Origin of the sequence: Mycobacterium sp. 29Ha (genome assembly GCF_032883055.1) — a bacterium.
Lineage (GTDB): Bacteria > Actinomycetota > Actinomycetes > Mycobacteriales > Mycobacteriaceae > Mycobacterium > Mycobacterium gallinarum.
In genome coordinates this window covers 16,669-42,645 of record NZ_JAMQTI010000040.1, presented here as the reverse complement: position 1 = coordinate 42,645, position 25,977 = coordinate 16,669, and the positions used below count along the sequence as shown (strand labels likewise).

Here is a 25,977-nt window from a genome sequence, read left to right as displayed (position 1 = left end):
TTTCTGATGAGGCAACGAATCACCGTTTCGCGCGCATTTCTGATGAGTCAACGCGATCGAAGGACGTCGACTTTTCGCAGGTATTTTCGGGGACCAACCCATGACCGCGCACGCCCTACGGTGCGGAACAGAATCCGGCTTACAGGCCAACTCATCCTCTTTCCATGGGACCTCACAGCCAGCATCTGTATACAAGAACTCAAGATCGTAGACAGGACACCGCGATGGCATCCGAAAGTTCCGCAGCACGCATCGCCGCACAGCTCAGGGCCGAGATCCTGCACGGGGACGTCGCGCCCGGCGCCAAGCTCGCCCAGGTCGGCCTCGCCGAACGGTTCGGCGTCAGCCGGATCCCGGTGCGCGACGCGTTGGCGCTGCTCGCCAGCGAAGGCCTGGTGCAGCCGCTGTCCAACGCCACCGCGATCGTCACCCGCATGTCGATCGAGGAACTGCAGGAGCTGTACGACCTGCGGCTGTCGATCGAGCCGAAGACCACCGCCATCGCCGTCCCACACGTCGGCCGCGCCGACATCATCTACATGCGAAGGCAGCTGGCGATCATGTCAGAGCCAACCGATGCGCGCACCTGGCTCGCGGCCAACACCGAATTCCACGCCGCGGTCTACCGCCGGTCCAACCGCCCGCGCACGATCGAACTGATCGAGCACTTGCGGCGCTTGACCGATCGCTACGTGTACCTGCACCTCGAGGTGATCGGTCAGACCGGGCACATCGGGAGCGAGCATGCGGAGATACTGGCCGCCGTCGAACGCGGGGATGCCGCCACCACGGCGCGTCTCATCGGCGACCACCTCGCGAAGGCGCACGACCACATACTCGACTACATCGTCGACCATCCCTCGGTGCTCGACCCGCACGCGGTGCTTTCGCCGTGACCGACGGCAAGGTGATTCGACAGGCCATGGCGATGCTGTCGATTCCGCACCGCGAGCTCATCTACCGGGCGTACTACCTCGGGCGCTCCACCGCGCAGATCGCCTCCGAGTACTGCACCACCGAACCCGCCGTGCGTACCGAGCTGCACGACGCGATGCTCGAGCTGCGCCGCATTCTGCACGGAGTCCACGCAACCGTCTGAGTCACGACTCCTAGCGAACGGACTTTCTCAGCTTCTTCAGTGCGGCGCCGAGGCTCTCCTCGGCTCGACGTGCGACTTCGGCTTCAAGCTGATAGAGCACCCCGTAGGTGAAGGTGTCCTCGCCGGCGGCGTGCGCGACGGCGGCCTCCTTGCTGAGGTGATTCCGGCTGACGACGCTGTCCTGATGATCGCCGAGCAACGACTGAATGGCCTTCGCGCGGTCGGACACCTTGTCGTCACCCGTCGCCGACGCCGTATACCGAAGTCGTTTGGCGCGCTTACGAATTCGGTGCAAAGCTTCGTCCCGCTCGGCGTCGGACTCGGCGGTGTCCGCTGCCTTGGCCGCTTTACGGACCTTCTTGTACGCGGCGTCGATGGTCAGCGTTGTGGGCTCTTCGTCACCGGGCGCCGGCGGTGGCGGGGGGGTGGCCACCAACGCCTCGAGAGCATCGAGCAGCCGGAAGTACCGATCGGAGCGCATCGCGATCAGCGATCGCCGGTGCCCCGCGGAGTAGCGCTTCTTCGCGCCGTCGACCAGTCGCTCGCGCACCGGACCGCGGATCAATTCCGCGGGCAGTTCGTCGAGTGCTTTCTCGTACTTCTCGGCGAGCACCTCGGCGTCGCGCGCCACACCCAGCACGGACGCCAGCTGGCGCAGTTCGTCGAGGATCCAGGCGTCGTCGGTGATCCCGAACGCGTCCTCGGACGACTGCAACAGACTGCGGATCTTGCGTGTCGTGACCCGCATCTGGTGTACGGAGTCGTAGACATCGGCGCGAACCGCCCGATCCCACTCCAGCAACTCGTCGACATGTCCGGCCACCGCCCGGTGGATCGGATCGTCCGGCAGCTCCGACGGCTCGGACTCGGCCGTCGATTCGAGTACCCGGGCCAGCTTGGAACCGTGCCCGGCAGGTACCGCGCCGGCATCCAGGAGCCTGTTCGCGAGCCGCTCCAGCAGTTCTCGATCGCCGCCCTCGGCGAGCTCGAGCTCCCATTCGCGCCACCGTTGTTCCGCGCCGTCCAGCCCGGCAGAGGCGGTGACCTGGTCATCGCAGAACTCCGCGAGCGCCACGCCGTCACGTCCGTAGAGCATGTCGACGGTGCGCTCGGTCGAGATCCGCGCCACGGGAGCCAACGGCCGGTCCCGCACGATGGCCAACACGACGTCGCGCAGCGCCTCCGGCACGTCGTCGCCCGAGCTGTCCAGCGGCTCCCGCACCTCGGTGCGGGCGTCGGCACCTGCGGGCAACTTGAGGTGCCATCCGGCGTCGGGGCCGCCGGTGCGCCGGCGCAACGTGATGCGGTGCGCGGCCAGGTCGCGGTTGGGGGTGTCGAAGTAGACGGCGTCGAGTTGCTGCACGGGAGAACGCTTCACCGACGCGACCGCCGAGAGCCCGTCGAATGACGGGGAGACGGTGGAGTCGACGACGTCGAACTTGCGCTCGACCTCCAGATAGCTCGAAGTGGATTTGCCCATGGTGCGGGCAAGACTGCCACATTCAGGTAAACGAGGAGGCCGGGGGAGAGGTTGAGCAGTTGGACAGCGGCGATAAGGTCCAGGGGTGACCGACTACGAGACGATCAAATTCGAGCCGTCCGGTGCCATCACCCGGATCACCCTGAACCGTCCCGACGCCGCAAACGGGATGAACGACACCATGACTCGCGAGCTCGCCGATGCCGCGCGGCGCTGCGACACCGCCGCGACGAAGGTCGTCGTGCTCACCGGTTCGGGTCGCTTCTTCTGCGCCGGAGGCGATCTGAAGTCCTTTGCGCCTGCGCCCGACAGGGGCCTGCACATCAAGGGCGTCGCGAACGATCTGCATCGCGCCATCTCGAGCTTCTCGCGGATGGACGCCGTGCTCATCACCGCGGTCAACGGCACCGCCGCCGGAGCAGGCTTCTCGATCGCGGTGACGGGCGATCTCGTCCTTGCCGCGGAGTCGGCGTCGTTCACGATGGCCTACACCAAGGTGGGGCTCTCGCCGGACGGCAGCTCGTCGTACTTCCTGCCGCGGCTCATCGGCATCACCAAGACCAAGGAACTGATGCTGACCAATCGCACTCTCTCGGCTCAGGACGCCGCACAGTGGGGTCTGATCACCGAGGTGGTGCCCGACGATCAATTGGCCGCGCGTGCCGACGCGCTGGCCGAAAAAATGGCGGCCACCTGCGCCGGGTCCAACGGCTCCGTGAAGGCACTGATGCTGTCGACGTTCAGCAGCGGTCTCGAGGAGCAGATGGAATTCGAGAGCCGGCTGATCGCCGAACGTGCCAACTCCGCCGACGGCCGCGAAGGCGTCGATGCCTTCATGGCCAAGCGGAAGCCGGAGTTCTCCTAGCTCGCGAGCCTGCGCGCCGAGTGTGGACTTGTAACACGCGAATCTGTGTAGATGCGTGCGGGTAACCCACGTTCGCGGGTGAAAAATTAGAAGGAGTGCTCTTCGGCGGGGAACGTCCCGCTCGCGACCTCGTCGGCATACTGCGTTGCGGCGCGGCTCAATTCGGCACCCACATCGCCGAAGCGTTTGACGAACTTTGCGGTCTTACCGCTCGTCATGCCGGCCATGTCCTGCCACACCAGCACCTGCGCATCGCAGTTGGGTCCGGCTCCGATGCCGATGGTGGGAATGGTCAGCTTGCCGGTGATCTGAGTGGCCAGTTCAGCGGGAACCATTTCGAGCACCACGGCGATGGCCCCGGCTTCCTGCACGGCGATCGCGTCGTGGACGGTCTGCTCGGCGCCGTCGCCGCGGCCCTGGACGCGGAACCCGCCCAGGCCGTTGACGCTCTGCGGGGTGAACCCGATGTGCGCGACCACGGGGATGCCGGCCTGGGTCAGGGTCGCGATCTGATCGGCGACGCGCTCGCCACCCTCGAGTTTGACCGCACCCGCACCGGTCTCCTTCATGAACCGGGTGGCCGTGGCAAGAGCCTGCTGCGGGCCCGCCTCATAGCTGCCGAACGGCAGGTCGGCGACCACCAGTGCGTGCGACGCGCCGCGGACGACGCCGCGGACCAGCGGGATGAGCTCGTCGGGAGTCACCGGCACCGTGGTGTCGTAGCCGTACACCACGTTGGCCGCCGAATCGCCGACCAGCAGGACCGGAATGCCTGCATCGTCGAAAATGCGGGCGGTGGAGAAGTCGTAGGCCGTCAGCATGGCCCACTTGTGGCCTTCTGACTTCCATTTCTGGAGGTGAAGGGTACGGACCTTCGTCCGCGGCTTCTCCGCGGCAGCGCCATAGACAATCTGCTCAGACATCGTTGTCCCTCACGGGTTGGTCGGGTCGATCCTCGAGGCCCATCCGGGTCCCCGGGTTCGTCTGACCTGTTCAGTCTGCCACTTCGGGCGCCGAAGTTGAAAGGCGCGTTGAGTGGATTTCCTCACACCGGGCTCAGCCCGGCCTAACATCGGCGGCATGCAACGGTTAAGCGGACTCGACGCCAGTTTCCTGTATCTCGAGACCGCGCAGCAACCGCTGCATGTGTGTTCGATCCTCGAGCTGGACACGTCGACCATGCCGGGCGGGTACACCTTCGACCGTTTCCGCGACGCGTTCGACCTGAGGATCAAGGCGATGCCGCAATTCCGGGAGAAGCTCGCCGACAGCAGGTTCAACCTCGACCATCCAGTGTGGGTGGAGGACAGGGATTTTGACGTCGACCGGCACCTGCACCGCATCGGTTTGCCCGCCCCGGGCGGTCGCCGCGAATTGGCCGAGATCTGTGGGCACATCGCCTCGCTGCAACTCGACCGCAGCCGGCCGCTGTGGGAGAAGTGGGTGATCGAGAACGTCGAGGGCACCGACCCGCAGGACGGCGGGCGCATCGTCGTGATGACGAAGGTCCACCACTCCGGTGTCGACGGGGTCTCGGGGGCCAACCTGATGTCGCAGCTGTGCAGCACCGAAGCCGATGCTCCGCCGCCCGATCCGGTGGACGGTCCTGGCGATGCGAGCTCCCTCGAGATCGCGGTCTCCGGCGCGGTCAAGTACGCCACCCGGCCGCTCAAGTTGATCAATGCGCTTCCGTCGACCCTGTCGACGGTCGTGGACACCGCCCGCCGCGCCCGCGGGGGCAACGCCATGACGGCCCCGTTCGTCGCTCCCAAGACCGCCTGGAACAGCAACGTCACCGGACATCGCAACGTGGCGTTCGCGCAGCTGGACCTCGAAGACATCAAGACCGTCAAGAACCACTTCGGGGTCAAGGTCAACGACGTGGTGATGGCGCTGGTGTCCGGTGTGCTGCGCAAGTTCCTCGACGATCGCGGTGATTTGCCGGAGAACTCGTTGGTCGCCATGGTGCCGGTGTCGGTGCACGACAAGTCGGACCGGCCCGGCCGCAACCAGGTGTCGGGCATGTTCTCCAAGCTTGAGACTCAGATCGAGGACCCAGCGGAGCGACTGAAATCCATCGCCGACTCGAATTCGGTTGCCAAACAACACAGTTCGGCGATCGGGGCGACCCTGCTGCAGGACTGGACCCAGTTCGCGGCGCCCGCGGTTTTCGGTGTCGCGATGCGGGTCTACGCCGCCAGTCGGCTGAGCGGGGCCAGGCCGGTGCACAACCTCGTCGTCTCCAACGTCCCCGGCCCGCAGGTTCCGCTGTACTACCTGGGCTGCGAGGTGGACGCCATGTATCCGCTGGGGCCGATTTTCCACGGCTCCGGCCTCAACATCACGGTGATGTCGTTGGCCGGCAAACTGAACGTCGGGATCGTGTCATGCCCGGAGTTGCTGCCCGATCTGTGGGACATGGCCGACGACTTCAAGGCCGCCCTCGACGAGTTGCTCAGCGCCACGCGATAGCCGCCTAGCCAGCGCGGATGTGCGGTCATGGCAGCATGTGGTGCCATGAGCCTGAAGATCGGCGTCCAAGTGACGGCGTTGATGTTGCTGGTCGCCGGTTGCACGAACTTGGTCGAGGGCCGCGGCATGGTCGCCGTGCCCCCGCCGGGAACGCCGATCGAATGGGGGGAGTGCGAGAACTCGTCCTCCGACGGCGAACCGGCCCCCGTCGGTGCCGAGTGCGGCATGTTGTCGGTTCCCGTGAACTGGGCCGAGCCTGACGGCGAGGTCGCGCGGCTGGCGATGATCCGGTTCAAGGCGACCGGAGACAAGATCGGCTCCCTGATCGTCAACCCCGGCGGTCCTGGCGAGTCGGGTGTCGCGGCGGCGACCAGCATGGTCGGGCTGCTGCCCGACAGCGTCCGCCAACGATTCGATCTGGTCGGCTTCGACCCGCGCGGCGTGGCCGCCTCCACGCCCGCAGTGTGGTGCAACTCTGACGCCGACAACGACCGGCTCCGCGCCGACCCTCAGGTGGACTACACGCCCGAGGGTGTCGAGCACATCGAGTCCGAAACCAAGGCGTTCGTTCAGCGCTGCGTCGACAAGATGGGCGACGAATTCCTTGCCAACGTCGGAACTGCCAGTGTCGTCAAGGATCTCGACGCGATGCGGGAGGCGCTCGGCGACGAGAAGCTGAACTATCTCGGCTACTCGTATGGCACCCGCATCGGCGCGCTGTACGCGGAGGCCTATCCGGACAAGGTGCGCGCGATGATCCTCGACGGCGCCATCGACCCCAACGCCGATCCCACCGAGGCCAACATTCGCCAGGCCAAGGCATTCCAGACAGCGTTCAACGACTACGCCGCCGACTGCGCCAAGGACGCGGACTGCCCGCTGGGCACCGATCCCGCCAAGGCGGTCGACGTCTACCGCAGCATGGTCGACCCGCTGGTGGAAGACCCGTTGAAGACGCGTGATCCGCGCGGGCTGAGCTACTCCGACGCGATCGTCGGCACCATCCTGCCGCTGTACTCGCCGAATCTGTGGCGCCACCTCACCCAGGCCCTCAAGGAGATCAAGCAGGGGGAGGGCGACACGATGCTGGCGCTGTCCGATCTCTACATGGGCCGCGACGAGAACGGCCACTACAACAACTCGACCGACGTCCGCGTGGCGGTCAACTGCGTCGACAAGCCGGCGGTGACCGACCGCGCCAAGGCCGTCGAGGAGGACCGGCGGGCCCGTGAAGCGGCGCCGTTCATGAGCTATGGCGAGTTCACCGGGCACGCTCCGCTCGGCACCTGCGCGTTCTGGCCCGTCCCTCCGACGACCGAACCGCACGAGATCAAGGTCGACGGGCTACCGCCGATCCTGGTGATCTCGACGACCAACGACCCCGCCACCCCGTACGAGGCGGGCGTCGACCTGGCGCGTCAGCTGGGCGGCACGCTGGTCACCTTCGTCGGCACTCAGCACACGGTGGGCTTCCAGGGCGAGGGCTGCATCGACGACATCGCGGCGAAATACCTGGTCGATCTCACGGTCCCGCCGGAGGGCGTCCGTTGCGAGTGAACATCACCGGTGTCACGGTTTCGGATCTGCCGGAGCTGTTACCGATGATGCGCGGCTATTGCGACTTCTATCGCGTGGATCCGTCCGATGAGCGGCTGCTGGCCCTGTCGAACGCGCTGATCGACAACCCAGACGAGGGTGTGCAGCTGATCGCGCGCGTCGACGGGACACCGCTGGGGTTCGCGACGATCTACTGGACCTGGCAGACGTTGTACGCCGCACGCGTCGGCGTGCTCAACGATCTGTACGTGGAGTCGGCGGCGCGTGGCACCGGCACCGGCCGGGCGCTGATCGAGCGGGGTCTGCAGCTGTGCCGCGACCGCGGTGCCGAGAAGTTGGTGTGGGAGACGGCCCCGGACAACGCGACGGCGCAGCGGCTCTACGACGGAATCGGCGCGTCGAAGTCGACCTGGCTGAGCTACGAACTCGACGCCTGACCGTACGCACTGCTGATCGAACCCGCCCGATTTACCTGCTCTTCGCGCAAGCGCTCATCGCCGTAACACAGATTTAACAGCCGGCGCATACCCTGCGGACATGGACCGGCAGAAGGAATTCGTGCTGCGCACGCTGGAAGAACGCGATATCCGCTTCGTCCGGTTGTGGTTCACCGATGTGCTCGGATACCTCAAATCGGTCGCCATCGCACCCGCCGAACTCGAAGGCGCGTTCGAGGAGGGCATCGGCTTCGACGGTTCGGCGATCGAAGGCTTCGCCCGGGTTTCCGAGGCCGACATGGTGGCACGGCCCGATCCGTCCACCTTCCAGGTGCTGCCGTGGACGTCCAGTGCCGGCGACCACCACTCGGCTCGCATGTTCTGCGACATCACGATGCCCGACGGTTCACCCTCGTGGGCGGACTCGCGCCACGTGCTGCGCCGCCAGCTGTCCAAGGCCAGCGACCTCGGCTTCTCCTGCTACGTGCACCCCGAGATCGAGTTCTTCCTCCTCAAGCCGGGTGAGTACGACGGCAGCGTGCCCGTCCCCGCCGACAACGGCGGCTACTTCGACCAGGCCGTGCACGACGCCGCGCCGAACTTCCGCCGCCACGCCATCGACGCACTCGAGCAGATGGGCATCTCGGTCGAGTTCAGCCACCACGAGGGCGCACCGGGCCAGCAGGAGATCGACCTGCGCTACGCCGATGCGCTGTCGATGGCCGACAACGTGATGACCTTCCGCTACGTCGTCAAGGAGGTCGCGCTCGGCGACGGGGTGCGGGCCACGTTCATGCCCAAGCCGTACTCCGAACATCCCGGCTCGGCAATGCACACCCACATGAGTTTGTTCGAGGGCGAGAACAACGCCTTCCACAGCCCCGATGACGTGTTGCAGCTGTCCGATGTCGCCAAGTCGTTCATCGCGGGCATCCTCGAACACGCCAACGAGATCAGCGCCGTCACCAATCAGTGGGTGAACTCCTACAAGCGGCTCGTCCACGGCGGCGAGGCGCCGACCGCGGCGAGCTGGGGAGCGGCCAACCGCTCGGCGCTCGTGCGGGTCCCGATGTACACACCGCGCAAGGCATCGTCGCGACGCGTCGAGGTGCGCAGCCCCGACTCGGCGTGCAACCCGTATCTGACCTTCGCCGTCCTGCTCGCCGCGGGGCTGCGCGGCATCGAGAAAAACTACGTGTTGGGCCCCCAGGCCGAGGACAACGTCTGGAACCTCACCCCCGAGGAACGCCGCGCGATGGGCTACAAGGAGCTGCCGGGCAGCCTCGGTGTGGCGCTGGGCGAGATGGAGAACTCCGAACTGGTCGCAGAAGCGTTGGGGGAGCATGTGTTCGACTACTTCCTGCGCAACAAGCGCGCCGAGTGGGAGAACTACCGCAGCCACGTCACGCCGTTCGAGCTCAAGACGTACTTGTCGCTGTAGCCGTCTGTAATCCAGCCCCTGGAGCTGGTGCGCTAACGTCGAGCCGTGGCCAAACCTGCGACGCAGCGACCGAAGCTGCCCAGCGTGGGACGCCTTGGGCTGGTCGAACCCTCGGCGCCCGCCGACCTCGATCGGCTGGGTTGGAACACCGATTCCCACGTCGAGTTGTTGTGGTCGTTGTCGCGCGCACCGGATGCCGACACCGCGCTCGCCGCGATGGTCCGTTTGGTCGACGCATTGGGCGACGGCTGGAGCGAACTCAATCAGCAACTGCTGACCGACCGCGGTCTGCGCGGCCGGCTGTTCAGCGTGCTCGGGTCGTCGCTGGCGCTCGGCGACCACCTTGTCGCCCACCCCGAGAGCTGGAAGCTGTTGGCCGGACGGGTGACGTTGCCGTCGGCCGAGGAGTTGCGCGCGATCTTCGGTGATCTCGCCGAAAAGGCAACGGACACAAGGGATGCGCTGCAACCGCTGCAAAGCCTGTACCGCGACCGGCTGCTGGTGCTTTCGGGTCTGGACCTGGCTTCGACCGTGGAAAACGAAGCCGTCCTGCCGTTCACGACGGTTGGTGAGCATCTGTCCGACCTTGCCGACGCGGCGCTCGGCGCAGCGTTGGCCGTTGCGCACAAGTCGGTGGGCGGCGAGATGCCACGGCTGGCCGTCATCGCGATGGGCAAGTGCGGTGCGCGCGAGCTGAACTACGTCAGCGATGTCGACGTGATCTTCGTGGCGGAGGGCTCGGCGGACCAGCTCGCGATCGCGACCCGGGTGGCCGGCGAGATGATGCGCTTCGCGGGTGATGCGTTCTTCGAAGTGGACGCCGCGCTACGTCCGGAGGGCAAACGCGGCCAGTTGGTTCGCACGCTGGACTCGCATGTCGCCTACTACCAGCGCTGGGCCAAGACGTGGGAGTTCCAGGCGTTGATGAAGGCGCGACCCGCCGTCGGCGACGCCGAGCTCGGCAAGCAGTACATCGACGCTTTGATGCCGATGGTGTGGACGGCGTGCGAGCGGGAAGACTTCGTCACCGAGGTGCAGGCGATGCGCCGTCGCGTCATCGACAACGTGCCGGCAGGCATGCGGACCCGCGAGATCAAACTCGGCCCCGGCGGGCTGCGTGACGTCGAGTTCGCGGTCCAGCTGCTGCAGCTCGTCCACGGCCGCCACGACGAATCGCTGCACGTGGCGTCGACGGTCAACGCGCTGGCCGCGCTCGGCAACGGCGGCTACATCGGCCGCGACGACACAGCGAACCTGACCGCGTCATATGAGTTCCTGCGGCTGCTCGAACACCGACTGCAGCTCCAACGGCTCAAGCGCACGCACATCCTCCCCGAGGATGACGACGACGAGGCGCTGCGCTGGCTGGCGCGGGCCGCACACATTCGCCCCGACGGCACCCACGATGCTCTCGGCGTGCTGCGCGAAGAGCTGAAGCGGCAGAGCATGCGGGTATCGCGGCTGCACGCCAAGCTGTTCTATCAGCCGCTGCTGGAATCGGTTGGCGCCTTCGGGATTCCGGAGGGACTCAGTGCCGACGCCGCCGAGCGTCAGCTGGCCGCGCTCGGCTATGAGGGGCCGCAGAGCGCGCTGACCCATCTGAGGGCGCTGACGGGCGAGGGCGGCCGCCGCGGGCAGGTGCAGCGGGTGTTGCTGCCGACGCTGCTGGACTGGCTGTCGGATACGCCCGACCCCGACGCCGGTCTGCTGTCGTACCGGCGGATCAGCGAGGCGCTGTCCGACGCGCGGTGGTACCTGTCGACACTTCGCGACGAGGGTGCGGTGGCCAAGCGGCTGATGCAAGTGCTGGGCACCTCGGCCTATGTGCCCGAACTGCTGATGAGGGCCCCTGAGGTCATCCAGCTCTATGCTGACGGCCCCAGCGGACCCAAGCTGTGCGAAGTCGAGCCGGAAGGGGTCGGCCGAGCGCTTGTCGCCTCGGCGGGGCGCCATGCCGACCCGGTGCGGGCCATCGCCGCGGCACGCACCCTGCGCAGGCGCGAGCTGGCTCGCATCGCGTCGGCCGACCTGCTGGGCATGCTCGAGGTGACCGACGTGTGCCAGGCGCTGACGTCGGTGTGGGTGGCCGTACTGCAGGCCGCGCTGGAGGCGGTGATCCGGGACAACACGGGCGAAGACGGCGCGCCCGCGCGTATCGCCGTGATCGGGATGGGCCGTCTCGGTGGCGCCGAATTGGGCTACGGGTCGGACGCCGACGTGATGTTCGTGTGTGAACCGAACGCGGGCTTCGAGGAGTCGGTCGCGGTCAAGTGGTCGGTGTCGGTGGCGGAGAAGGTGCGCACGCTGCTCGGCACGCCGTCCGCGGATCCGCCGTTGGAGGTCGACGCCAACCTGCGACCCGAGGGCCGCAGCGGTCCGTTGGTGAGAACGCTTGCCTCCTATGAGGCCTACTACGAGAAGTACGCGCAGACGTGGGAGGTGCAGGCGCTGCTGCGCGCGCACCGGGTGGCCGGCGATCCCGATCTAGGGGAGCGCTTCCTGTTGATGATCGACAAGACGCGGTATCCCGCGGGCGGTGTCTCGCAGCAGGCGGTCCAGGAGATCCGGCGCATCAAGGCGCGCATAGATGCCGAACGACTGCCGCGCGGCGCCGACCCGAATACGCACACCAAGCTCGGCCGCGGCGGACTCGCCGACATCGAGTGGACAGTGCAGCTGATACAGCTGCGGTACGCCCACAAAGTTCCTGCGCTGCACAACACTTCGACGCTCGAGGCACTCAACGCGATCGGCGCGGCCGAGCTGATCGCCGAGGGCGATGTCGAACTGCTTCGGCAGGCCTGGCTGACCGCGACGCGGGCGCGCAATGCGCTGGTGCTGGTGCGCGGGAAGGCGACCGATCAGCTTCCGGGGCCGGGACGTCAGCTCAATGCGGTGGCGCTGGCCGCCGGCTGGAAGAGCGACGACGGCGGCGAGTTCCTCGACAACTACTTACGTGTCACGCGTAGGGCAAAAGCAGTGGTACGAAAGGTGTTCGGCGAGTGAGCATGGACTTCGGGTTCGACGTGATCAGCGATGCGGAGTACGAGCGCCAACGCGCGCTCTACGGACCGCTGACGGAATCGGTGCGCAGGCTCATCGACGCCGGTTTGCATACCGAGGTCGACGAGGACACCGTGCGCGACGCCCAGGACAAGATCGACGCGTTGACCGCGCTGCTCGAAAGCAAGAAGCGCGCCGTCACGTCGACGCTGCGGCACGAGGCCACCGGGCGGCCGCTGGCGTGGGCCAATCCCGCTGTGGGACTGCGGAATGCGATCGCGCCACCGATGATCATCCACCACGAGGACGATGGACAGTGCTGGAGCGAATTCACCCTGAGCGGCGCCTACGAGGGGCCACCGGGATGGGTGCACGGCGGCATCTGCGCCCTGGTGCTCGACCACCTGCTCGGCGAGGCGGCCAGCGAGGGGCTGACCCAGCCGAAGTTCACCGGCACGATCTCACTGCGGTATCTGCGTGGCACGCCGCTGGGGCCGTTGCGCGCGGAGGCTTTTGTAGAGCGGTCCGAGGGTGTGAAGACTTTCGCCCGAGGCTATTTGAAGGATGCCGACGGCCCGACGGTCGAGGCGGAAGGCGTGTTCATTCGCCCGGCGTGGGCGCGTGACGCCGGATGAAGATCTATGTGAGCGCTGCCTTCCTCGACACCGGCGAAGTCGTCGAGGTCGCCAAGGCCGCCGATGATCTGGGCTACGACGGTCTGGGCATCCCAGACCATGTGATCAACCTCGAGACGCTGAAGACGCCGTATCCGTATACCAAGGACGGCAAGCGGCGGTGGGAAGCCTTCACCGACTGGCCGGACCCCTGGGTGCTGATCGGCGCCCTCGCCATGGTGACGACGCGGCTGCGTTTCGTGACGACCGTCTACCTGCCCGCGATGCGTGACCCGTACTCGGCGGCGAAATCGATTGGCACGTCGGCATTGTTGGCCGGTGGACGGTTGGAACTCGGCATTGGCGTCGGCTGGTGCGAGGAAGAGTTCACCCTCATGGGGCAGCAGTTCGCCCGTCGCGGTAAGCGCACCGACGAGATGCTCGCGCTGATGAAGGAGCTCTGGAAGCCGGGCTGGACCGAGTTCGACGGCGAGTTCTACCAGACCCCGCGGCTGGAGATGGAGCCGACGCCACCGCCCATTCCGATCTACGTCGGTGGTCTCTCCGACATCGCACTGCGTCGCGCCGCGAAACACGACGGCTGGATCGGCGACCTGATCAGTACCGACCAGGCGCTGATACGTGTGGAAAAGCTACGCGAGATGCGGGCCGCGCAGGGATTGTCGATCGACGACTTCGTCGTGATCACGCCGCTGACCGATGCGTTCACCCCCGAGCACTACGACCGCGCGCAGGCGGGCGGAATCGACGGGATCATCACGATGCCGTGGATGTTCTACTCGGGGCCGCTGGCCACCCTCGACGAGAAGATCGACGGTATGCGCAAGTTCCGCAAGGACATGGCGCTGGACTAGCGGCGGCGGAATCGGCTGAGCAGTCCGCCGCGGCGGACGGGCGCACCGGTTGCATGACCTGCCGGCGCGGCGGTTCCGGTGACCACACGGTTCGGCGCCACACCTCCGCCGCGGGCGCGACGGCGGCTGTCGACGGCCCAGGCGCCGCCTCCCGTGGTGGCGAGCAGCAGGAAGCCGAAGCAGTACAGGACGGCCAGTTCACCGCCATTGGCGATCGGCCAGAACGGTTGAGTCGCATCGCCCTTGAGGATGGGCCAGTGTGCATAGAAGTACGCGAATGCCATCTCCCCAGAGGCGATGAATGCCGCGATTCGAGTGAACAGCCCGAGGGTGATCAGGATACCCAGGACCAGTTCGATTAGGCCGGCCCACCAGTACGGGAAGGAGCCCGTTTCTATCGGCGCGGGCGCAGCGATCGGCCAGTCGAACAGCTTCTGCGTGCCGTGCATCATGAACATCAGGCCGAAGACGATGCGGAAAAGGCTCAAGACGGGTGAGGAGTAGCTGGCGAGACGTGCGTCCAGATTGGTCGTCATGTGCTGCAACCCTACGTGAGGACGGACAGGATTTTCACAGCTGAATGCCCAAAGGGCCGGCGGCGCAAACGCCACCGGCCCTTCGGTCAGAGCTCCTTGTTGCGAGCCGACTAAACGTCGTAGTAAAGGGCGATCTCGTAGGGGTGAGGACGGATCTGCACGGGCATGATCTCGTTCTCCCGCTTGTAGGAGATCCAGGTCTCGATCAGGTCCTCGGTGAAAACTCCACCCTCGGTGAGGTATTCGTGATCCTCTTCGAGCTTGTCGATCACCGCGGATAGCGATGTCGGAGCCTGCGGGATGCTGGCGGCCTCGTCCGGCGGCAACTCGTAGAGGTCCTTGTCGACTGGCGCCTGTGGCTCGATCTTCTTCTTGATGCCGTCCAGGCCGGCCATCATCATCGCCGCGAACGCCAGGTACGGGTTGCCCGAGCTGTCGGGGGCGCGGAACTCGAGACGCTTGGCCTTCGGGTTGTTGCCGGTGATCGGGATACGCACCGCGGCCGACCGATTGCGCTGGCTGTACACCAGGTTGATCGGGGCTTCATAGCCTGGGACCAGACGTTTGTAGGAGTTCACCGTCGGGTTGGTGAACGCCAGCAGCGACGGCGCGTGGTGCAAGATGCCGCCGATGTAGTGGCGCGCGGTGTCCGAAAGGCCCGCGTAACCCGACTCGTCGTGGAACAGCGGCTGGCCGTCCTTCCACAGCGACTGGTGGGCGTGCATGCCGGACCCGTTGTCACCGAACAGCGGCTTGGGCATGAAGGTCACCGTCTTACCGGCGGCCCATGCGGTGTTCTTCACGATGTACTTGAACAGCAGCAGGTCGTCGGCCGCGTGCAGCAGCGTGTTGAACTTGTAGTTGATCTCGGCCTGCCCGGCGGTGCCCACCTCGTGGTGGCCGCGTTCGATCTCGAAGCCCGCGTTCTGCAGATTGGTCGTGATCTGATCGCGCAGGTCGACGTAGTGGTCGTACGGTGCGACGGGGAAATAGCCGCCCTTGGGGCGCACCTTGTAACCGCGGTTGGGGGATCCATCGGCCTCGAACGGCTCGCCGGAGTTCCACCAGCCGGCCTCGGAGTCGATCTCGTAGAACGTGCCGTTCATCTTCGAGTCGAAGCTTACGGAGTCGAAGATGTAGAACTCGGCCTCGGCGCCGAAGTAGGCGGTGTCGGCGATTCCGGTGCTGGCGAGGTAGTTCTCCGCCTTGCGGGCCACGTTGCGCGGGTCGCGCGAGTACGCCTCGCGGGTGAACGGATCGTGCACGAAGAAGTTGAGGTTCACCGTCTTGGCGGCACGGAACGGATCGATGCGCGCCGTCTCGGGGTCGGGCAACAGCATCATGTCGGATTCGTGGATCGACTGGAAGCCGCGCACCGACGAACCGTCGAAGGCCAAACCGTCCTCGAAAACGCTCTCGTCGAACGCGGACGCCGGGATCGAGAAGTGCTGGACCACGCCGGGCAGATCGCAGAACCGGATGTCGACGTATTCGACTTCCTCATCCTTGATCAGCTTGATGACGTCGTCAGCCGTCTTATCTGCCACTGAGAACTCTCCTTATATCTGGTAACCCGCGCGTTGACGCTATGGACAGGATGTTGCACCGTCATCAACCTCATGTTGCGCCGAAGTTACGCAATGCCGCAGCGCATATCCTGACAGTATGACCCGTCCCCTGGGGTCCTGGCTGTCGGGTTCGGACCCGAGCGGCGAATCAGGAGCCAACGAATACCCCGGTCAGCGCCTCGGCCTGCCTCCGTCCGGTCCCGGATCGATCGCCGGCTTCGGCAGGCGCATCGCCGCGTTGCTGATCGATTGGTTCATTGCGTACGGGCTGGTCGGTCTTCTCGTCGCGGTCGGTCTGATGAACCAGCAGACCTTCCTCTACACCCCGCTGGGATCCACCTCCATCGCCGTGGTCTGGGTCGTGCTCGGCATCATCTCCGTGCGCCTGTTCGGCTTCACTCCGGGTCAGCTGGCACTCGGCGTGCGGGTGGCCTCCATCGACAATCGGATTCACGTCGGCCTCGGCCGCGCGACCGTACGCGGGATCCTGGTGTTCTTCGTCATCCCGGCGCTGTTCACCGACAGCGATCTGCGCGGCTACCAGGACCGCTTCACGGGCACGGCGGTCGTCAAGCGCTGATGCCTCAGACCTGGTGACGGATCTCGCCGTTCATCATGGTCATCGTGACCCGGGCCTGGTGAATGTCGTGCGGATCGACCTCGAGGATGTTCTTGTCGAGAACGATCATGTCGGCGAGCTTGCCGACCTCGAGCGAGCCCACCTTGTCGTCCAACCGGATCTGGTAGGCGGCACCCAGCGTGTTGGAGTGCACCGCCTCCTCGACTGACAGCCGCTGGTCGGCAGGTGGCAGCACTTCGGCGTCGGGGTCGCCGATCAATTGCCGTGTCACCCCGAGCTGTATTGAATCCAGCGGTTTGTAGGTCGAGTAGTACCCCGCCGCCGGCCAGTCGGTGCCGAACGAGATGCGGCCGCCGGTCTCCAACACGTCCCGCGCGCGGTACATCAGATCCTGGCGGGGCTTGCCGTACCGGGCCGCCATGTTCACCACGGTGTCCGGGTCGGCGGACATCCAGTTCGCGGAGAACTGGGCGACGACTCCGAGCTTGCCGAACCGCTGGTTGTCGGGGTCCTGAACATAGACCAGATGCGCGACAGTGTGTCGGCGGTCCCGGGGCGGGTTCGCCGCGATGGCCCGCTCGATGGAATCCAGCGCGACGCGTGCGGTCCGTTCACCACACGCATGGACGTGCACGTCGAATCCCGCGGCGTCGACTCCGCCGATCAGTTGATGCCACTGGTCTTCGCTGAACGGCGACGCCCCCGCGGAGTCGGGTTTGTCCGCGTACGGGTCGATCAGCCACGCCGTGTATCCGCCCTGCGTACCGTCACCGATGATCTTGACGGCGCCGACCTGGACCAGCTCGGTCGAGATCCGGTCGCGGATGTCGGTCAACTTGGCGGCCGCGTCGTCGACCGGTGGCGATTTGACGCTGTAGGACGCGACGACGCGGAACGGTAACGCGCCCCTGGACTCGGTGGCGGCATAGAGCTCGATCAACGCGCCCTGGTCGTCACCGATGGGTGGCACACCCGCGTCGAACACCGACGTGATGCCCGCCGCCGAAGCCTTCGGCAGCCACGCCTCCATGAGCTTTCCCATGGTCTCGGGGGAGATCGGCTCGATCGCGTTGACCAGACCGAGCACGGCATTGACTTCGAGGACGTAGCCGGTCGGTTCGCCGTTCTCGTCGCGGACGTAGTAGCTGAATCCGGGGATGGGGTCCTCGGATTCGCGGGTGATGCCCGCCGTCTCCAGCGCCTTGCTGTTGGCCCACAGGCTGTGCCCGTCGATGGCGAAGAAGAAGCCGGGACGGTCCGGCAGGACCTTGTCGAGGTGGGCGCGGGTCGGCCCCTCGGGGCCGAACATGTCTACGCGCCAACCGAATCCACGCACCGGGCCCTCGGGGTGGTCCTTGGCGTACTGGGCGATTGCGGCCAATGCGTCGGCTCCGGTCGGCACCTGCAGGTCGACGCCGGTGGTCAGGAATGCCCCGAGAAACGGGTGGATGTGGCCCTCCACGAACCCGGGCATGAGCAGTCGGCCCGCCAGATCGATGACCTTGGTGTCCGGTCCGGCAAGTGCCATCGCGCCCGCTTCGTCGCCGACGTAGCTGATCGCGTTGCCGGTGACGGCGACGGCCTCGGCCCATGGCGCCGCGGTCGACACGGTGTAGATCGGGCCGTTGCGGAACACGAAGTCGGCGTGATCAGGATCGCCGCCGGCCGACGTCTGCGGGGCCTCGGACCCGGGCTGGACCGTACACGCGCTGGCCGCTGTCACCGCGACCGTGACGGCGGCGGCCGTCAGCAGCGTGCGACGCGTCAGGTGTGTGCGACTAGTCCGACCGAAGGCAGCGAAGTGCGGTGCCCAATCGCACGCAGTGCACACCTGTTTCCCCCCGGACCGGTATCACTTCCTTCGGACAGTGCGTTGCACGCCGCGCATCTTGGCCTGTGCCGGCAACGGGCCCTTCGGCATCGCGGCTGGTCCGATCTTGCTGCCGAGCGCCGCCAGCCGCGACTCCAGTGAGTCCATCTGCTTGACGGTGATGTTCGCGGGCAGCTTGTTGAGGTGGCGTTCGAGCTTGGCGAGCGGAACCTCGTCCTCGCCGTTGCCGATCACGATGTCGTAGATCGGGACGTCGCCCACCAGGCGCGCGGTGCGTTTCTTCTCCTGAGCCAGCAGCGGCTTGACCCGCGACGCCGAACCCTCACCCACGAAGATCACGCCGGGACGTCCGATCACCCGGTGCACCGCGTCGAAATGACCGGTGGCCGCGACGCCGGGAGTGACCCGCCACTTGCCGCGCAGATTGTCCAGCGCCCACGCCGCCGCACCAGTCTGCCCTTCGGCCTTGCGGTACACCGACTTCTGCGCCCGGCGGCCGAAGATGATGAACGCGACGAGCGCTCCAAGCACCACGCCCAGCGGAATCATCAGGTACGTGGTGAACCCGCCGGCGAAGATTCCGAGGGCCACCGAGGCCGCCACGATCAGCACGAACGCGCCGATCATGTAGGGCAAGAGCCGCTTGTCCTCTTTGCGCTGAATCTGGAAGGCCTGCCACAGCTGGCTGCGGCGCTGCTTGGAGGCTGCCTTCCGGGCCGCCTTGGCTTCGGCCTTGGCCGCCTTGTTCGCGGCGGTGTTGCGGGGTTTTGCCATTTGTTCAGGATACGGACTGCGATGTCGCCGCCGAGGCGGCTCCGGAAGGCTTCGCGGGCCTTGCCGCGACGGCCTGTGCATAGAGGCGTCCGGCGCGGTACGACGACCGCACCAGCGGGCCGGCGAGCACACCGGCGAAGCCGAGCTCGGTGGCGAAGCCCTCGTGCTCGACGAACTCCTCGGGCTTGACCCAGCGCTCGACGGGGTGATGGCGCACCGACGGACGCAGGTACTGCGTGATGGTGACGAGGTCGCAGCCCGCCTCGTGCAGATCGGTCAATGCCGCGCGCACCTCGTCCGGTGTCTCGCCCATGCCGAGGATCAGGTTGGACTTGGTGACCAGACCGGCGGCGCGCGCCGCGGTCAGCACCGAAAGGCTGCGTTCGTAGCGGAAGCCCGGCCGGATCCGCTTGAAGATGCGGGGCACCGTTTCGACGTTGTGGGCCAACACTTCTGGCCGTGCTTGAAACACCTGAGCCAGCAGTTGCGGATCGGCGTTGAAATCGGGGATCAGCAACTCCACGCCCGTGTTCGGGTTCAGTTGCTTGATGGCGCGGACCGTCTCGGCGTACAGCCAGGCTCCGCCGTCGGGAAGGTCGTCGCGGGCCACCCCGGTGACCGTCGAATAACGCAGTCCCATCGCCTGCACGCTTTCGGCGACGCGGCGCGGCTCGTCACGGTCGAGTTCGGCGGGTTTGCCGGTGTCGATCTGGCAGAAGTCGCAACGCCGGGTGCACTGCTCGCCGCCGATGAGGAAGGTGGCCTCCCGGTCCTCCCAGCATTCGAAGATGTTGGGGCAGCCCGCCTCCTCGCAGACGGTGTGCAAGCCCTCGCGGCGAACCAGCGCCTTGAGCTCCTTGTACTCCGGGCCCATCCTGGCTCGGGTCTTGATCCACGGCGGCTTACGCTCGATCGGCGTCTCGGCGTTGCGCACCTCGAGACGCAGCAGCTTTCGGCCCTCCGGAGCGGCATGGCCGGCGACGTTGGACCCAGGAGCGGTTGTCACTGCGTCAATGCTACCGACAGGCGGCCGTCGAGGGCGGCATCGACGGCCGCGGCTACCGGCTCGATGACGTCGGCGACCCGGATCTGCCGGCCCAACTCGGCGGTCAACGAGGTGACCCCGGCATCGGAGATGCCACACGGCACGATCGCCGAGAACGCGGACAGGTCGCAATCGCAGTTCAGCGCGAACCCGTGCAGTGTCGTCGATCGCGACACCCGGATACCGACGGCGGCCACCTTGCGGGCCGGAGCGGCAGCCGATCTCGAGGAAGACCCACGCACCCACACGCCGGAGCGGCCCTCGATCCTGCAGGTCTCCAAGCCGAGGTCAGCGCACACCGTGATGAGCGACTCCTCAAGGCGCCGAACAAAATTCACCACGTCCAAAGGCTCGGCCAGTCCGATCACCGGATAGCCCACCAACTGTCCGGGACCGTGCCAGGTGATCTTGCCGCCGCGGTCGGTATCGATGACGGGAACGTCGGGCGTGCCGGGTCTTTCACTGGGCAGGGTGCGCTTGCCCGCCGTGTAGACCGACGGGTGTTCGAGCAGCAGCAGTGTGTCGGGGCCGCCTGCGACGCGTGCGTCGGCCAGCTCGCGCTGCAGCTGCCACGCCTGCCGATAGTCGACGGTGCCGAGTCGTTGCACGTCGATGGGTGTCGTCACCGACCGAATGGACACTGGCGCCATGTCTTTGACGGTACGCGTTAGCCGGCCTTCGGCGCGGTGGCGAACGCCAGCGCCTCGCCGATCGTGTTGTGGTGGAACTCGAATCCGGCGCGCTCCAGGGCGGCCGGAATGGCGCGCTGGCCTCCGAGCAGGCCTTCGTCGGCGAACTCACCGAACGCGGCCCGCAACGCGAAGCCGGGCACCATCAGCGGTGTGGGGCGATTCACTGCGCGTCCAAGGGCGGTGGTGAACTCGGCGTTGGTGACCGGCGCGGGTCCGGTCAGATTCACCGGACCCGACAACTCGTCCTTGGTGATCGCGAACAGTATCGCGCGCACCTCGTCCTCCAGGCTGATCCACGGCATGTATTGGCGTCCGTCGCCGAGTCGGGCACCCAGGCCAAGCGAGAACAGCAGTTTGAGGCGGCCGAGCACCCCGCCGGCATCCGTCAGGACCAGTCCACTGCGCAGCAGAACCACCCTGGCGCCGCTACTCTCGGCAGCCGCCACCGCGGCCTCCCAGTCCTGGCTCAATTGAGCCAGGAAGCCGTCGCCTGGGGGCGCGGTTTCGTCGACGGTGCGGCTGCCGGTATTGCCGTAGTAACCCACCGCGCTGGCGTTGACGAGCACGGGCACACCGGCTTCCGCAACCCCGGCGGACAACACCTCGGTCGGCCCGATACGGCTGTCGCGCAGGGCCTGCTTGAACGCGCCCGACCATCGTTTGTCGCCGACGTTCACACCGCACAGGTTCACCACGGCGTCGACCCCGGCCAGCGCGCCCGGGTCGAATTCGCCGGTGTCGGGGTTCCAAAACACCTCGTCGGGGTTGGACGGTGCGCGGCGCACGATGCGCAGCACCCGGCGATCGGTGGCCCGTAGGGCGTACACCAAAGCAGAACCGATGAGGCCGGACGATCCGGCAATCGCAATGACGGCGTCGGACACGACGGACGGCAGTCCTTCCCGGTCTTAGAGACCCAGATCGGCCTCGAACGCGCCGTCCTCGAGACGCCGCTTGATGGTGGTCACGAAACGTCCGGCGTCTGCACCGTCGATCAGCCGGTGGTCATACGTCAACGGCAGGTAGCAGATGGAGCGCACACCGATCGACTCGTTACCCGAATCGTCGACGATCACCCGCGGCCGCTTCACGATCGCGCCGGTGCCCAGCATCGCCGCCTGCGGCGGAACGAGGATCGGGGTGTCGAACAGCGCGCCCTGGCTGCCGATGTTGGTGATCGTGAACGTGCCGCCGGACAGTTCGTCTGGCTTGAGATTCCCCGAACGCGCGCGATCGGCGATATCGGCGATCGCGCGGGCCAACCCGGCCAGCGACAGGTCCCCGGCGTTCTTGACCACCGGCGAGAGCAAGCCCTGCTCGGTGTCCACCGCGAAACCGAGGTGCTCGGCGTCGTAGTAGGTGATCTCCTTGGACTCTTCGTTGTAGCTCGCGTTGACGTTGGGATGCGTCTTCAGCGCGTCGATCACCGCACGCGCGATGAACGGCAGGTACGTGAGGTTGACGCCTTCGCGCTCGGCGAAGTCCTTCTTCGCCCTGGCCCGCAGCGCCACCACCTTGGTCATGTCGACCTCGTGGGTTTGTGTCAACTGTGCTGTGGCTTGCAGGGATTCACGCGTCTTCTTCGCGGTGATCTGCCGGATCCGGTTGGCCTTCTGCGTCGTGCCGCGCAGATGCGCCAACGCGGGTGCCGGTGTGGCCGGCTGCTGCGGTGCGGCCGCCCGGGTCGCAGGCGTTTGTGCGGCCGGCTCGGCCGCCGGTGCCCGCTTGGCTTCGGCGGCGGCGAGGACATCCTGCTTACGGATGCGTCCGCCGACGCCGGTTCCCTTCACCGAGGCCAGGTCGACGTCGTTCTCGGCGGCCAGCTTTCGGACCAACGGCGTCACATATGGCGAGCCGTCACCAGACGGCGCCTCGGACTCGGGTTTCGCCTCCTGCTTGGGCTCCGCTTTGGGTTCTGGCTTTGGCTCGGGCGCTTGCTTGGGTTCGGGCTTTGGCTCGGGCTTGGCTTCTTGCTTGGGTTCTTCCTTGGGTTCCTGCTTGGCTTCTTGCTCGGGTTCGGGTTCGGGCTCCGGTTCGGGCTCGGGCTCCGGTTCGGGCTCAGCTGCTGCATCCGCGTCACCGATCTTGGCCAGCTCGCCGCCGACCTCGACGGTGTCGTCCTCTTCAGCGGTTATCGACACCAGCGTGCCCGCCACCGGCGACGGGATCTCGGTGTCGACCTTGTCGGTGGACACCTCGACGAGCGGCTCGTCGACCTCGACGGTGTCGCCGACCTTCTTCAGCCACCGGGTCACGGTGCCCTCGGTCACGGACTCACCGAGCTCGGGCATCTTCACCGACGTGGCCGAACCTGATGACTTGGCGGCGGGCTTGGATTCGGGCTTGGATTCCGGCTCGGGCGCTTCTTCTTCCTGCTCCTCAGCGGCGGGCTCCTCCGGCGCGGCAGGTTCTTCGGCAGGCTCGGGCTCTTCTTCGGCGGGCTTCTCGTCGGGCTCGGAGTCGGATCCGGAGTCATCATCTCCGCCTGATTCGCCCGCCTCGCCGATGACGGCCAACTCGCCGCCGACCTCGACGGTGTCGTCCTCCTGGGCCATGATCTTCTGCAGCACGCCGGCGGCGGGCGAGGGAATCTCGGTGTCGACCTTGTCGGTGGACACTTCCAACAGCGGCTCGTCCTGTTCGACCGTGTCTCCCTCTTGCTTGAGCCAGCGGGTGACAGTCCCCTCGGTGACGCTCTCACCGAGTGCGGGCATCTGAACGGAGATGGCCATGCGTTTGGGCTCCCTCGAACGGTCTGTCGCAGGTGGTCGATTTATCTGTTCCCATCCTGTCACGTCCGTACCAAGCTTTCGCCGCAGACTCGGTGAGCCGATGCTCTGGCACTATCGAAGGAGGTAGACGAAGGGAGCGCGGCCCGAGGTGGGTTTGTTCGACAGGTTCTCGCGCCGTGCGCGCAGGTCAAAGAGCGGCGGGGACGACCCGGCCGCGGATCTGAAGTACCTCCGCCAGTGGGTCGCCGACCACCACGGAGTCGAAGCATTTGTGGAACCGCGCACCACCGTCACCGACGTCACGGTCGTGCTGGTGGCTGCCGACGGTGAGTGGACGAGGAGACGTGCCGGGGGAGACGCCGGAGCGCGCAGGCTCTCCGACCGCCTCAAGATCCCGGTCTACGACGTGCAGAAGGTCGGATATCCACAACGGATGCGCGACTACGACGCTCGGCGACGGATCGAACGCAAACGTGCCGCCCGCGAGGAGCTGGAAGACCGCTGATGTGGGCCCACGCCCGAAGGGCAGGGACGCTTGCGCGAAGAAGAAACAGCACTGATACGGTACCGGCGGTCCCACTAACTCGCGGAGGTGCCATGAGAGCGACGGCGGAGGCTACTGAACGGCGCGTCGACAGCAGCGGCGGAGTTCAGATCGCGGTCTACGAAGACGGCAACCCCGACGGCCCGCCGATCGTGCTGGTGCATGGCTGGCCCGATTCGCATGTGCTGTGGGACGGCGTCGTGCCCCTGTTGGCGGACCGTTTCCGCGTCCTGCGCTACGACAACCGCGGAGTGGGGAGCTCGTCTGCGCCGAAATCGACATCCGAATACCGGATGTCTTGTTATGCCGACGATTTCGCTGCGGTGATCGGCACCCTCGCGCCCGGCGAGAAGGTGCATGTGCTGGCGCACGACTGGGGTTCTGCGGGCATGTGGGAGTACCTTGCCCGGCCCGACGCGAGCGAGCATGTCGCGTCGTTCACGACGCTGTCCGGCCCCAGCATCGATCACACGAACCGATTCGTGATGAGCAGCCTCAGGCGGCCTTACCAGCCGCGCAGGTTCGCGCAGGCGCTCGGCCAGTTGGGTCGGCTGACCTATATGGGTGCGTTTTCCGTCCCCGTGCTCGCGCCGATGGCTGTCCGCAGAGTCCTCGCCGATCGGGTCACCTGGATGCTGAAGAACCGTGACGGCATACCAGCCGACCAGGTGCACCATTCGCAGACTTACAAGACCGACGCTGTCAACAGCTTGAAGGTCTACCGCGCCAACTACTTCCGCGCATTCGTGCCCCCCAAGCGCGATCCCTATATCGACGTCCCGGTCCAGGTCATCGTGAATTCGAACGACCCGTTCATCCGGCCCTACGTCTATGCGGACACCCACAACTGGGTGCCGCGACTGTGGCGTCGCGACATCGGCGCCGGCCATTGGTCGCCGATGTCGCACCCGGCGACGGTCGCACGGTCGGTGCACCAGCTGGTCGACTTCCTCGAGGGCAAGCCGCCGAACAGAGAGCTGCGGCGCGCGCAGGTCGGCCGTTCCCGTGAACCGTTCGGTGACACGCTGGTGTCGGTCACCGGCGCAGGCAGCGGTATCGGACGTGCTACCGCCCTCGAATTCGCAAGGCTGGGCGCGGAATTGGTAGTCAGCGACATCAACGAGGCGGGCGCCAAGGAGACCGCCGCGGCGATCGTGTCTAGGGGCGGAGTGGCTCATGCGTACGCCCTCGACGTCGCCGATGCCGACGCCGTCGAGCAGTTCGCCGAGGAGGTGTGCGCGGAACACGGGGTGCCCGATGTCATCGTGAACAACGCGGGTGTCGGCCATTCGGGCATGTTTCTCGACACCCCCCGCGACGAGTACGACCGCGTGCTCAACATCAACTTCGGCGGAGTCGTCAACTGCTGCAGGTCGTTCGGTCGCAGGCTGGTCGACCGCGGCGCGGGCGGGCACGTCGTCAACGTCTCGTCGATGGCGGCGTATTCGCCGCAACAGTCGATGAACGCCTACTCCACCAGCAAGGCGGCCGTCTTCATGTTCGGCGACTGCCTGCGCGCCGAACTCGATGAGGCCGGTATCGGACTCACGACGATCTGCCCCGGCGTCATCGACACGAACATCGTCCACACCACGCGTTTCGACGTGCCCGCCAACAAGGCGGCGAAGGTCGAAGCGCGCCGCAAGCAGATCGAAAAGGCTTTTTCCGCAAGGCGTTACGGCCCGGAGAAGGTGGCCAAGGCCATTGTGTCGTCGGTGCGCAAAAACAAGGCGATCCGGCCCGTCGCGCCCGAGGCCTACATCGTCTATGGCGTTTCACGCCTGCTGCCGCAGGTGATGCGGAGCACCGCCCGCCGCAAGGTCCTCTAGCTA

At 66.4% G+C, this 25,977-nt stretch carries 23 protein-coding genes; 13 read left to right on the top strand and 10 right to left on the bottom strand.

The genetic code is table 11. The annotated features are described in order from the left end of the window. Nucleotides 1-224: 224 nt before the first annotated feature. Complete coding sequence (locus M1248_RS31665) at nt 225-896, top strand: GntR family transcriptional regulator (protein ID WP_163729363.1); 672 nt, start codon at nt 225-227, stop codon at nt 894-896. Next, nucleotides 893-1,099: a sigma factor-like helix-turn-helix DNA-binding protein gene (locus M1248_RS31660; protein ID WP_317150738.1), complete on the top strand. Its 207-nt coding sequence runs from the start codon at nt 893-895 to the stop codon at nt 1,097-1,099. The genes M1248_RS31665 and M1248_RS31660 overlap by 4 nt, the downstream gene beginning before the upstream one ends. 10 nt (nt 1,100-1,109) lie before the next feature. Here the strand turns inward: M1248_RS31660 and M1248_RS31655 are convergent, their stop codons facing one another. Further along, nucleotides 1,110-2,579: a CYTH and CHAD domain-containing protein gene (locus M1248_RS31655; RefSeq protein ID WP_317150737.1), complete on the bottom strand. Its 1,470-nt coding sequence runs from the start codon at nt 2,577-2,579 to the stop codon at nt 1,110-1,112. Between the two features lie 85 nt (nt 2,580-2,664). Here M1248_RS31655 and M1248_RS31650 point away from each other — a divergent pair, with 85 nt between their 5' ends. Next, nucleotides 2,665-3,444 (top strand): enoyl-CoA hydratase/isomerase family protein, encoded by a 780-nt coding sequence (locus tag M1248_RS31650; RefSeq protein ID WP_317150736.1) that lies wholly within the window; start codon nt 2,665-2,667, stop codon nt 3,442-3,444. 86 nt (nt 3,445-3,530) lie between these two features. On the opposite strand, the gene panB is transcribed toward M1248_RS31650, so the two are convergent. Beyond that, nucleotides 3,531-4,367 (bottom strand): 3-methyl-2-oxobutanoate hydroxymethyltransferase, encoded by an 837-nt coding sequence (panB, locus tag M1248_RS31645; RefSeq protein WP_317150735.1) that lies wholly within the window; start codon nt 4,365-4,367, stop codon nt 3,531-3,533. Between the two features lie 157 nt (nt 4,368-4,524). On the opposite strand from panB, the gene M1248_RS31640 reads away from it, so the two are divergent. The 7 genes from M1248_RS31640 to M1248_RS31610 all read left to right on the top strand — a co-directional run bounded on the left by M1248_RS31640 (nt 4,525) and on the right by M1248_RS31610 (nt 13,843). Next, nucleotides 4,525-5,916 (top strand): wax ester/triacylglycerol synthase family O-acyltransferase, encoded by a 1,392-nt coding sequence (locus tag M1248_RS31640; protein ID WP_317150734.1) that lies wholly within the window; start codon nt 4,525-4,527, stop codon nt 5,914-5,916. A 45-nt stretch (nt 5,917-5,961) separates the two neighbouring features. Next, entirely contained in the window at nt 5,962-7,473 is a 1,512-nt protein-coding gene (locus tag M1248_RS31635; protein WP_317150733.1) for an alpha/beta hydrolase, read from the top strand. Continuing rightward, nucleotides 7,470-7,910, top strand: a complete 441-nt coding sequence (locus M1248_RS31630) for a GNAT family N-acetyltransferase (protein WP_232076530.1) — start codon at nt 7,470-7,472, stop codon at nt 7,908-7,910. The genes M1248_RS31635 and M1248_RS31630 overlap by 4 nt, the downstream gene beginning before the upstream one ends. Before the next feature lie 100 nt (nt 7,911-8,010). Continuing rightward, nucleotides 8,011-9,351: a type I glutamate--ammonia ligase gene (gene glnA, locus M1248_RS31625; RefSeq protein ID WP_163729348.1), complete on the top strand. Its 1,341-nt coding sequence runs from the start codon at nt 8,011-8,013 to the stop codon at nt 9,349-9,351. A 45-nt stretch (nt 9,352-9,396) separates the two neighbouring features. Then, nucleotides 9,397-12,357, top strand: coding sequence for a bifunctional [glutamine synthetase] adenylyltransferase/[glutamine synthetase]-adenylyl-L-tyrosine phosphorylase (locus tag M1248_RS31620; RefSeq protein ID WP_163729346.1), 2,961 nt, complete (start codon nt 9,397-9,399; stop codon nt 12,355-12,357). Nucleotides 12,358-12,359: 2 nt separating this feature from the next. Then, nucleotides 12,360-12,989, top strand: coding sequence for a PaaI family thioesterase (locus tag M1248_RS31615; protein ID WP_163737282.1), 630 nt, complete (start codon nt 12,360-12,362; stop codon nt 12,987-12,989). Next, on the top strand, nt 12,986-13,843 hold the full coding sequence (locus M1248_RS31610; RefSeq protein WP_317150732.1) for a TIGR03619 family F420-dependent LLM class oxidoreductase: 858 nt from the start codon (nt 12,986-12,988) through the stop codon (nt 13,841-13,843). The genes M1248_RS31615 and M1248_RS31610 overlap by 4 nt, the downstream gene beginning before the upstream one ends. On the opposite strand, the gene M1248_RS31605 is transcribed toward M1248_RS31610, so the two are convergent. Then, the gene (locus M1248_RS31605; RefSeq protein WP_163729342.1) at nt 13,840-14,379 is read right to left on the bottom strand and encodes a DoxX family protein; all 540 of its coding nucleotides are present in this window, start codon (nt 14,377-14,379) and stop codon (nt 13,840-13,842) included. The two genes, M1248_RS31610 and M1248_RS31605, sit on opposite strands and share 4 nt — an antisense overlap. Nucleotides 14,380-14,489: 110 nt before the next feature. After that, nucleotides 14,490-15,926: a type I glutamate--ammonia ligase gene (gene glnA / locus M1248_RS31600; protein ID WP_163729340.1), complete on the bottom strand. Its 1,437-nt coding sequence runs from the start codon at nt 15,924-15,926 to the stop codon at nt 14,490-14,492. A 118-nt stretch (nt 15,927-16,044) separates the two neighbouring features. Between glnA (M1248_RS31600) and M1248_RS31595 the strand changes: the two genes are divergently transcribed. Then, complete coding sequence (locus M1248_RS31595) at nt 16,045-16,527, top strand: RDD family protein (RefSeq protein ID WP_163729338.1); 483 nt, start codon at nt 16,045-16,047, stop codon at nt 16,525-16,527. A gap of 4 nt (nt 16,528-16,531) precedes the next feature. On the opposite strand, the gene M1248_RS31590 is transcribed toward M1248_RS31595, so the two are convergent. The 6 genes from M1248_RS31590 to sucB are packed head-to-tail and all read right to left on the bottom strand — an operon-like array spanning nt 16,532 to nt 23,601. Next, nucleotides 16,532-18,358 (bottom strand): amidohydrolase, encoded by a 1,827-nt coding sequence (locus M1248_RS31590; protein WP_317150731.1) that lies wholly within the window; start codon nt 18,356-18,358, stop codon nt 16,532-16,534. Nucleotides 18,359-18,379: 21 nt separating this feature from the next. After that, the gene (locus M1248_RS31585) at nt 18,380-19,132 is read right to left on the bottom strand and encodes a DUF4191 domain-containing protein (protein WP_083125426.1); all 753 of its coding nucleotides are present in this window, start codon (nt 19,130-19,132) and stop codon (nt 18,380-18,382) included. Between the two features lie 4 nt (nt 19,133-19,136). After that, complete coding sequence (gene lipA / locus M1248_RS31580; protein WP_163729334.1) at nt 19,137-20,138, bottom strand: lipoyl synthase; 1,002 nt, start codon at nt 20,136-20,138, stop codon at nt 19,137-19,139. Continuing rightward, nucleotides 20,135-20,827 carry a lipoyl(octanoyl) transferase LipB gene (gene lipB, locus M1248_RS31575; RefSeq protein ID WP_163729332.1) on the bottom strand — a complete coding sequence of 231 codons (693 nt, stop codon included), beginning with the start codon at nt 20,825-20,827 and terminating at the stop codon, nt 20,135-20,137. The genes lipA and lipB overlap by 4 nt, the downstream gene beginning before the upstream one ends. Nucleotides 20,828-20,844: 17 nt before the next feature. Further along, a complete protein-coding gene (locus M1248_RS31570) occupies nt 20,845-21,753 on the bottom strand; it encodes a TIGR01777 family oxidoreductase (protein WP_163729330.1) in 909 nt (302 codons plus the stop codon). Between the two features lie 24 nt (nt 21,754-21,777). Then, nucleotides 21,778-23,601 (bottom strand): 2-oxoglutarate dehydrogenase, E2 component, dihydrolipoamide succinyltransferase, encoded by a 1,824-nt coding sequence (gene sucB, locus M1248_RS31565; RefSeq protein WP_317150730.1) that lies wholly within the window; start codon nt 23,599-23,601, stop codon nt 21,778-21,780. A 148-nt stretch (nt 23,602-23,749) separates the two neighbouring features. Between sucB and M1248_RS31560 the strand changes: the two genes are divergently transcribed. Then, nucleotides 23,750-24,106, top strand: a complete 357-nt coding sequence (locus M1248_RS31560; protein ID WP_163729326.1) for an oxidoreductase — start codon at nt 23,750-23,752, stop codon at nt 24,104-24,106. A 92-nt stretch (nt 24,107-24,198) separates the two neighbouring features. After that, nucleotides 24,199-25,974 carry an SDR family oxidoreductase gene (locus M1248_RS31555; protein ID WP_163729324.1) on the top strand — a complete coding sequence of 592 codons (1,776 nt, stop codon included), beginning with the start codon at nt 24,199-24,201 and terminating at the stop codon, nt 25,972-25,974. Nucleotides 25,975-25,977 lie beyond the last annotated feature (3 nt).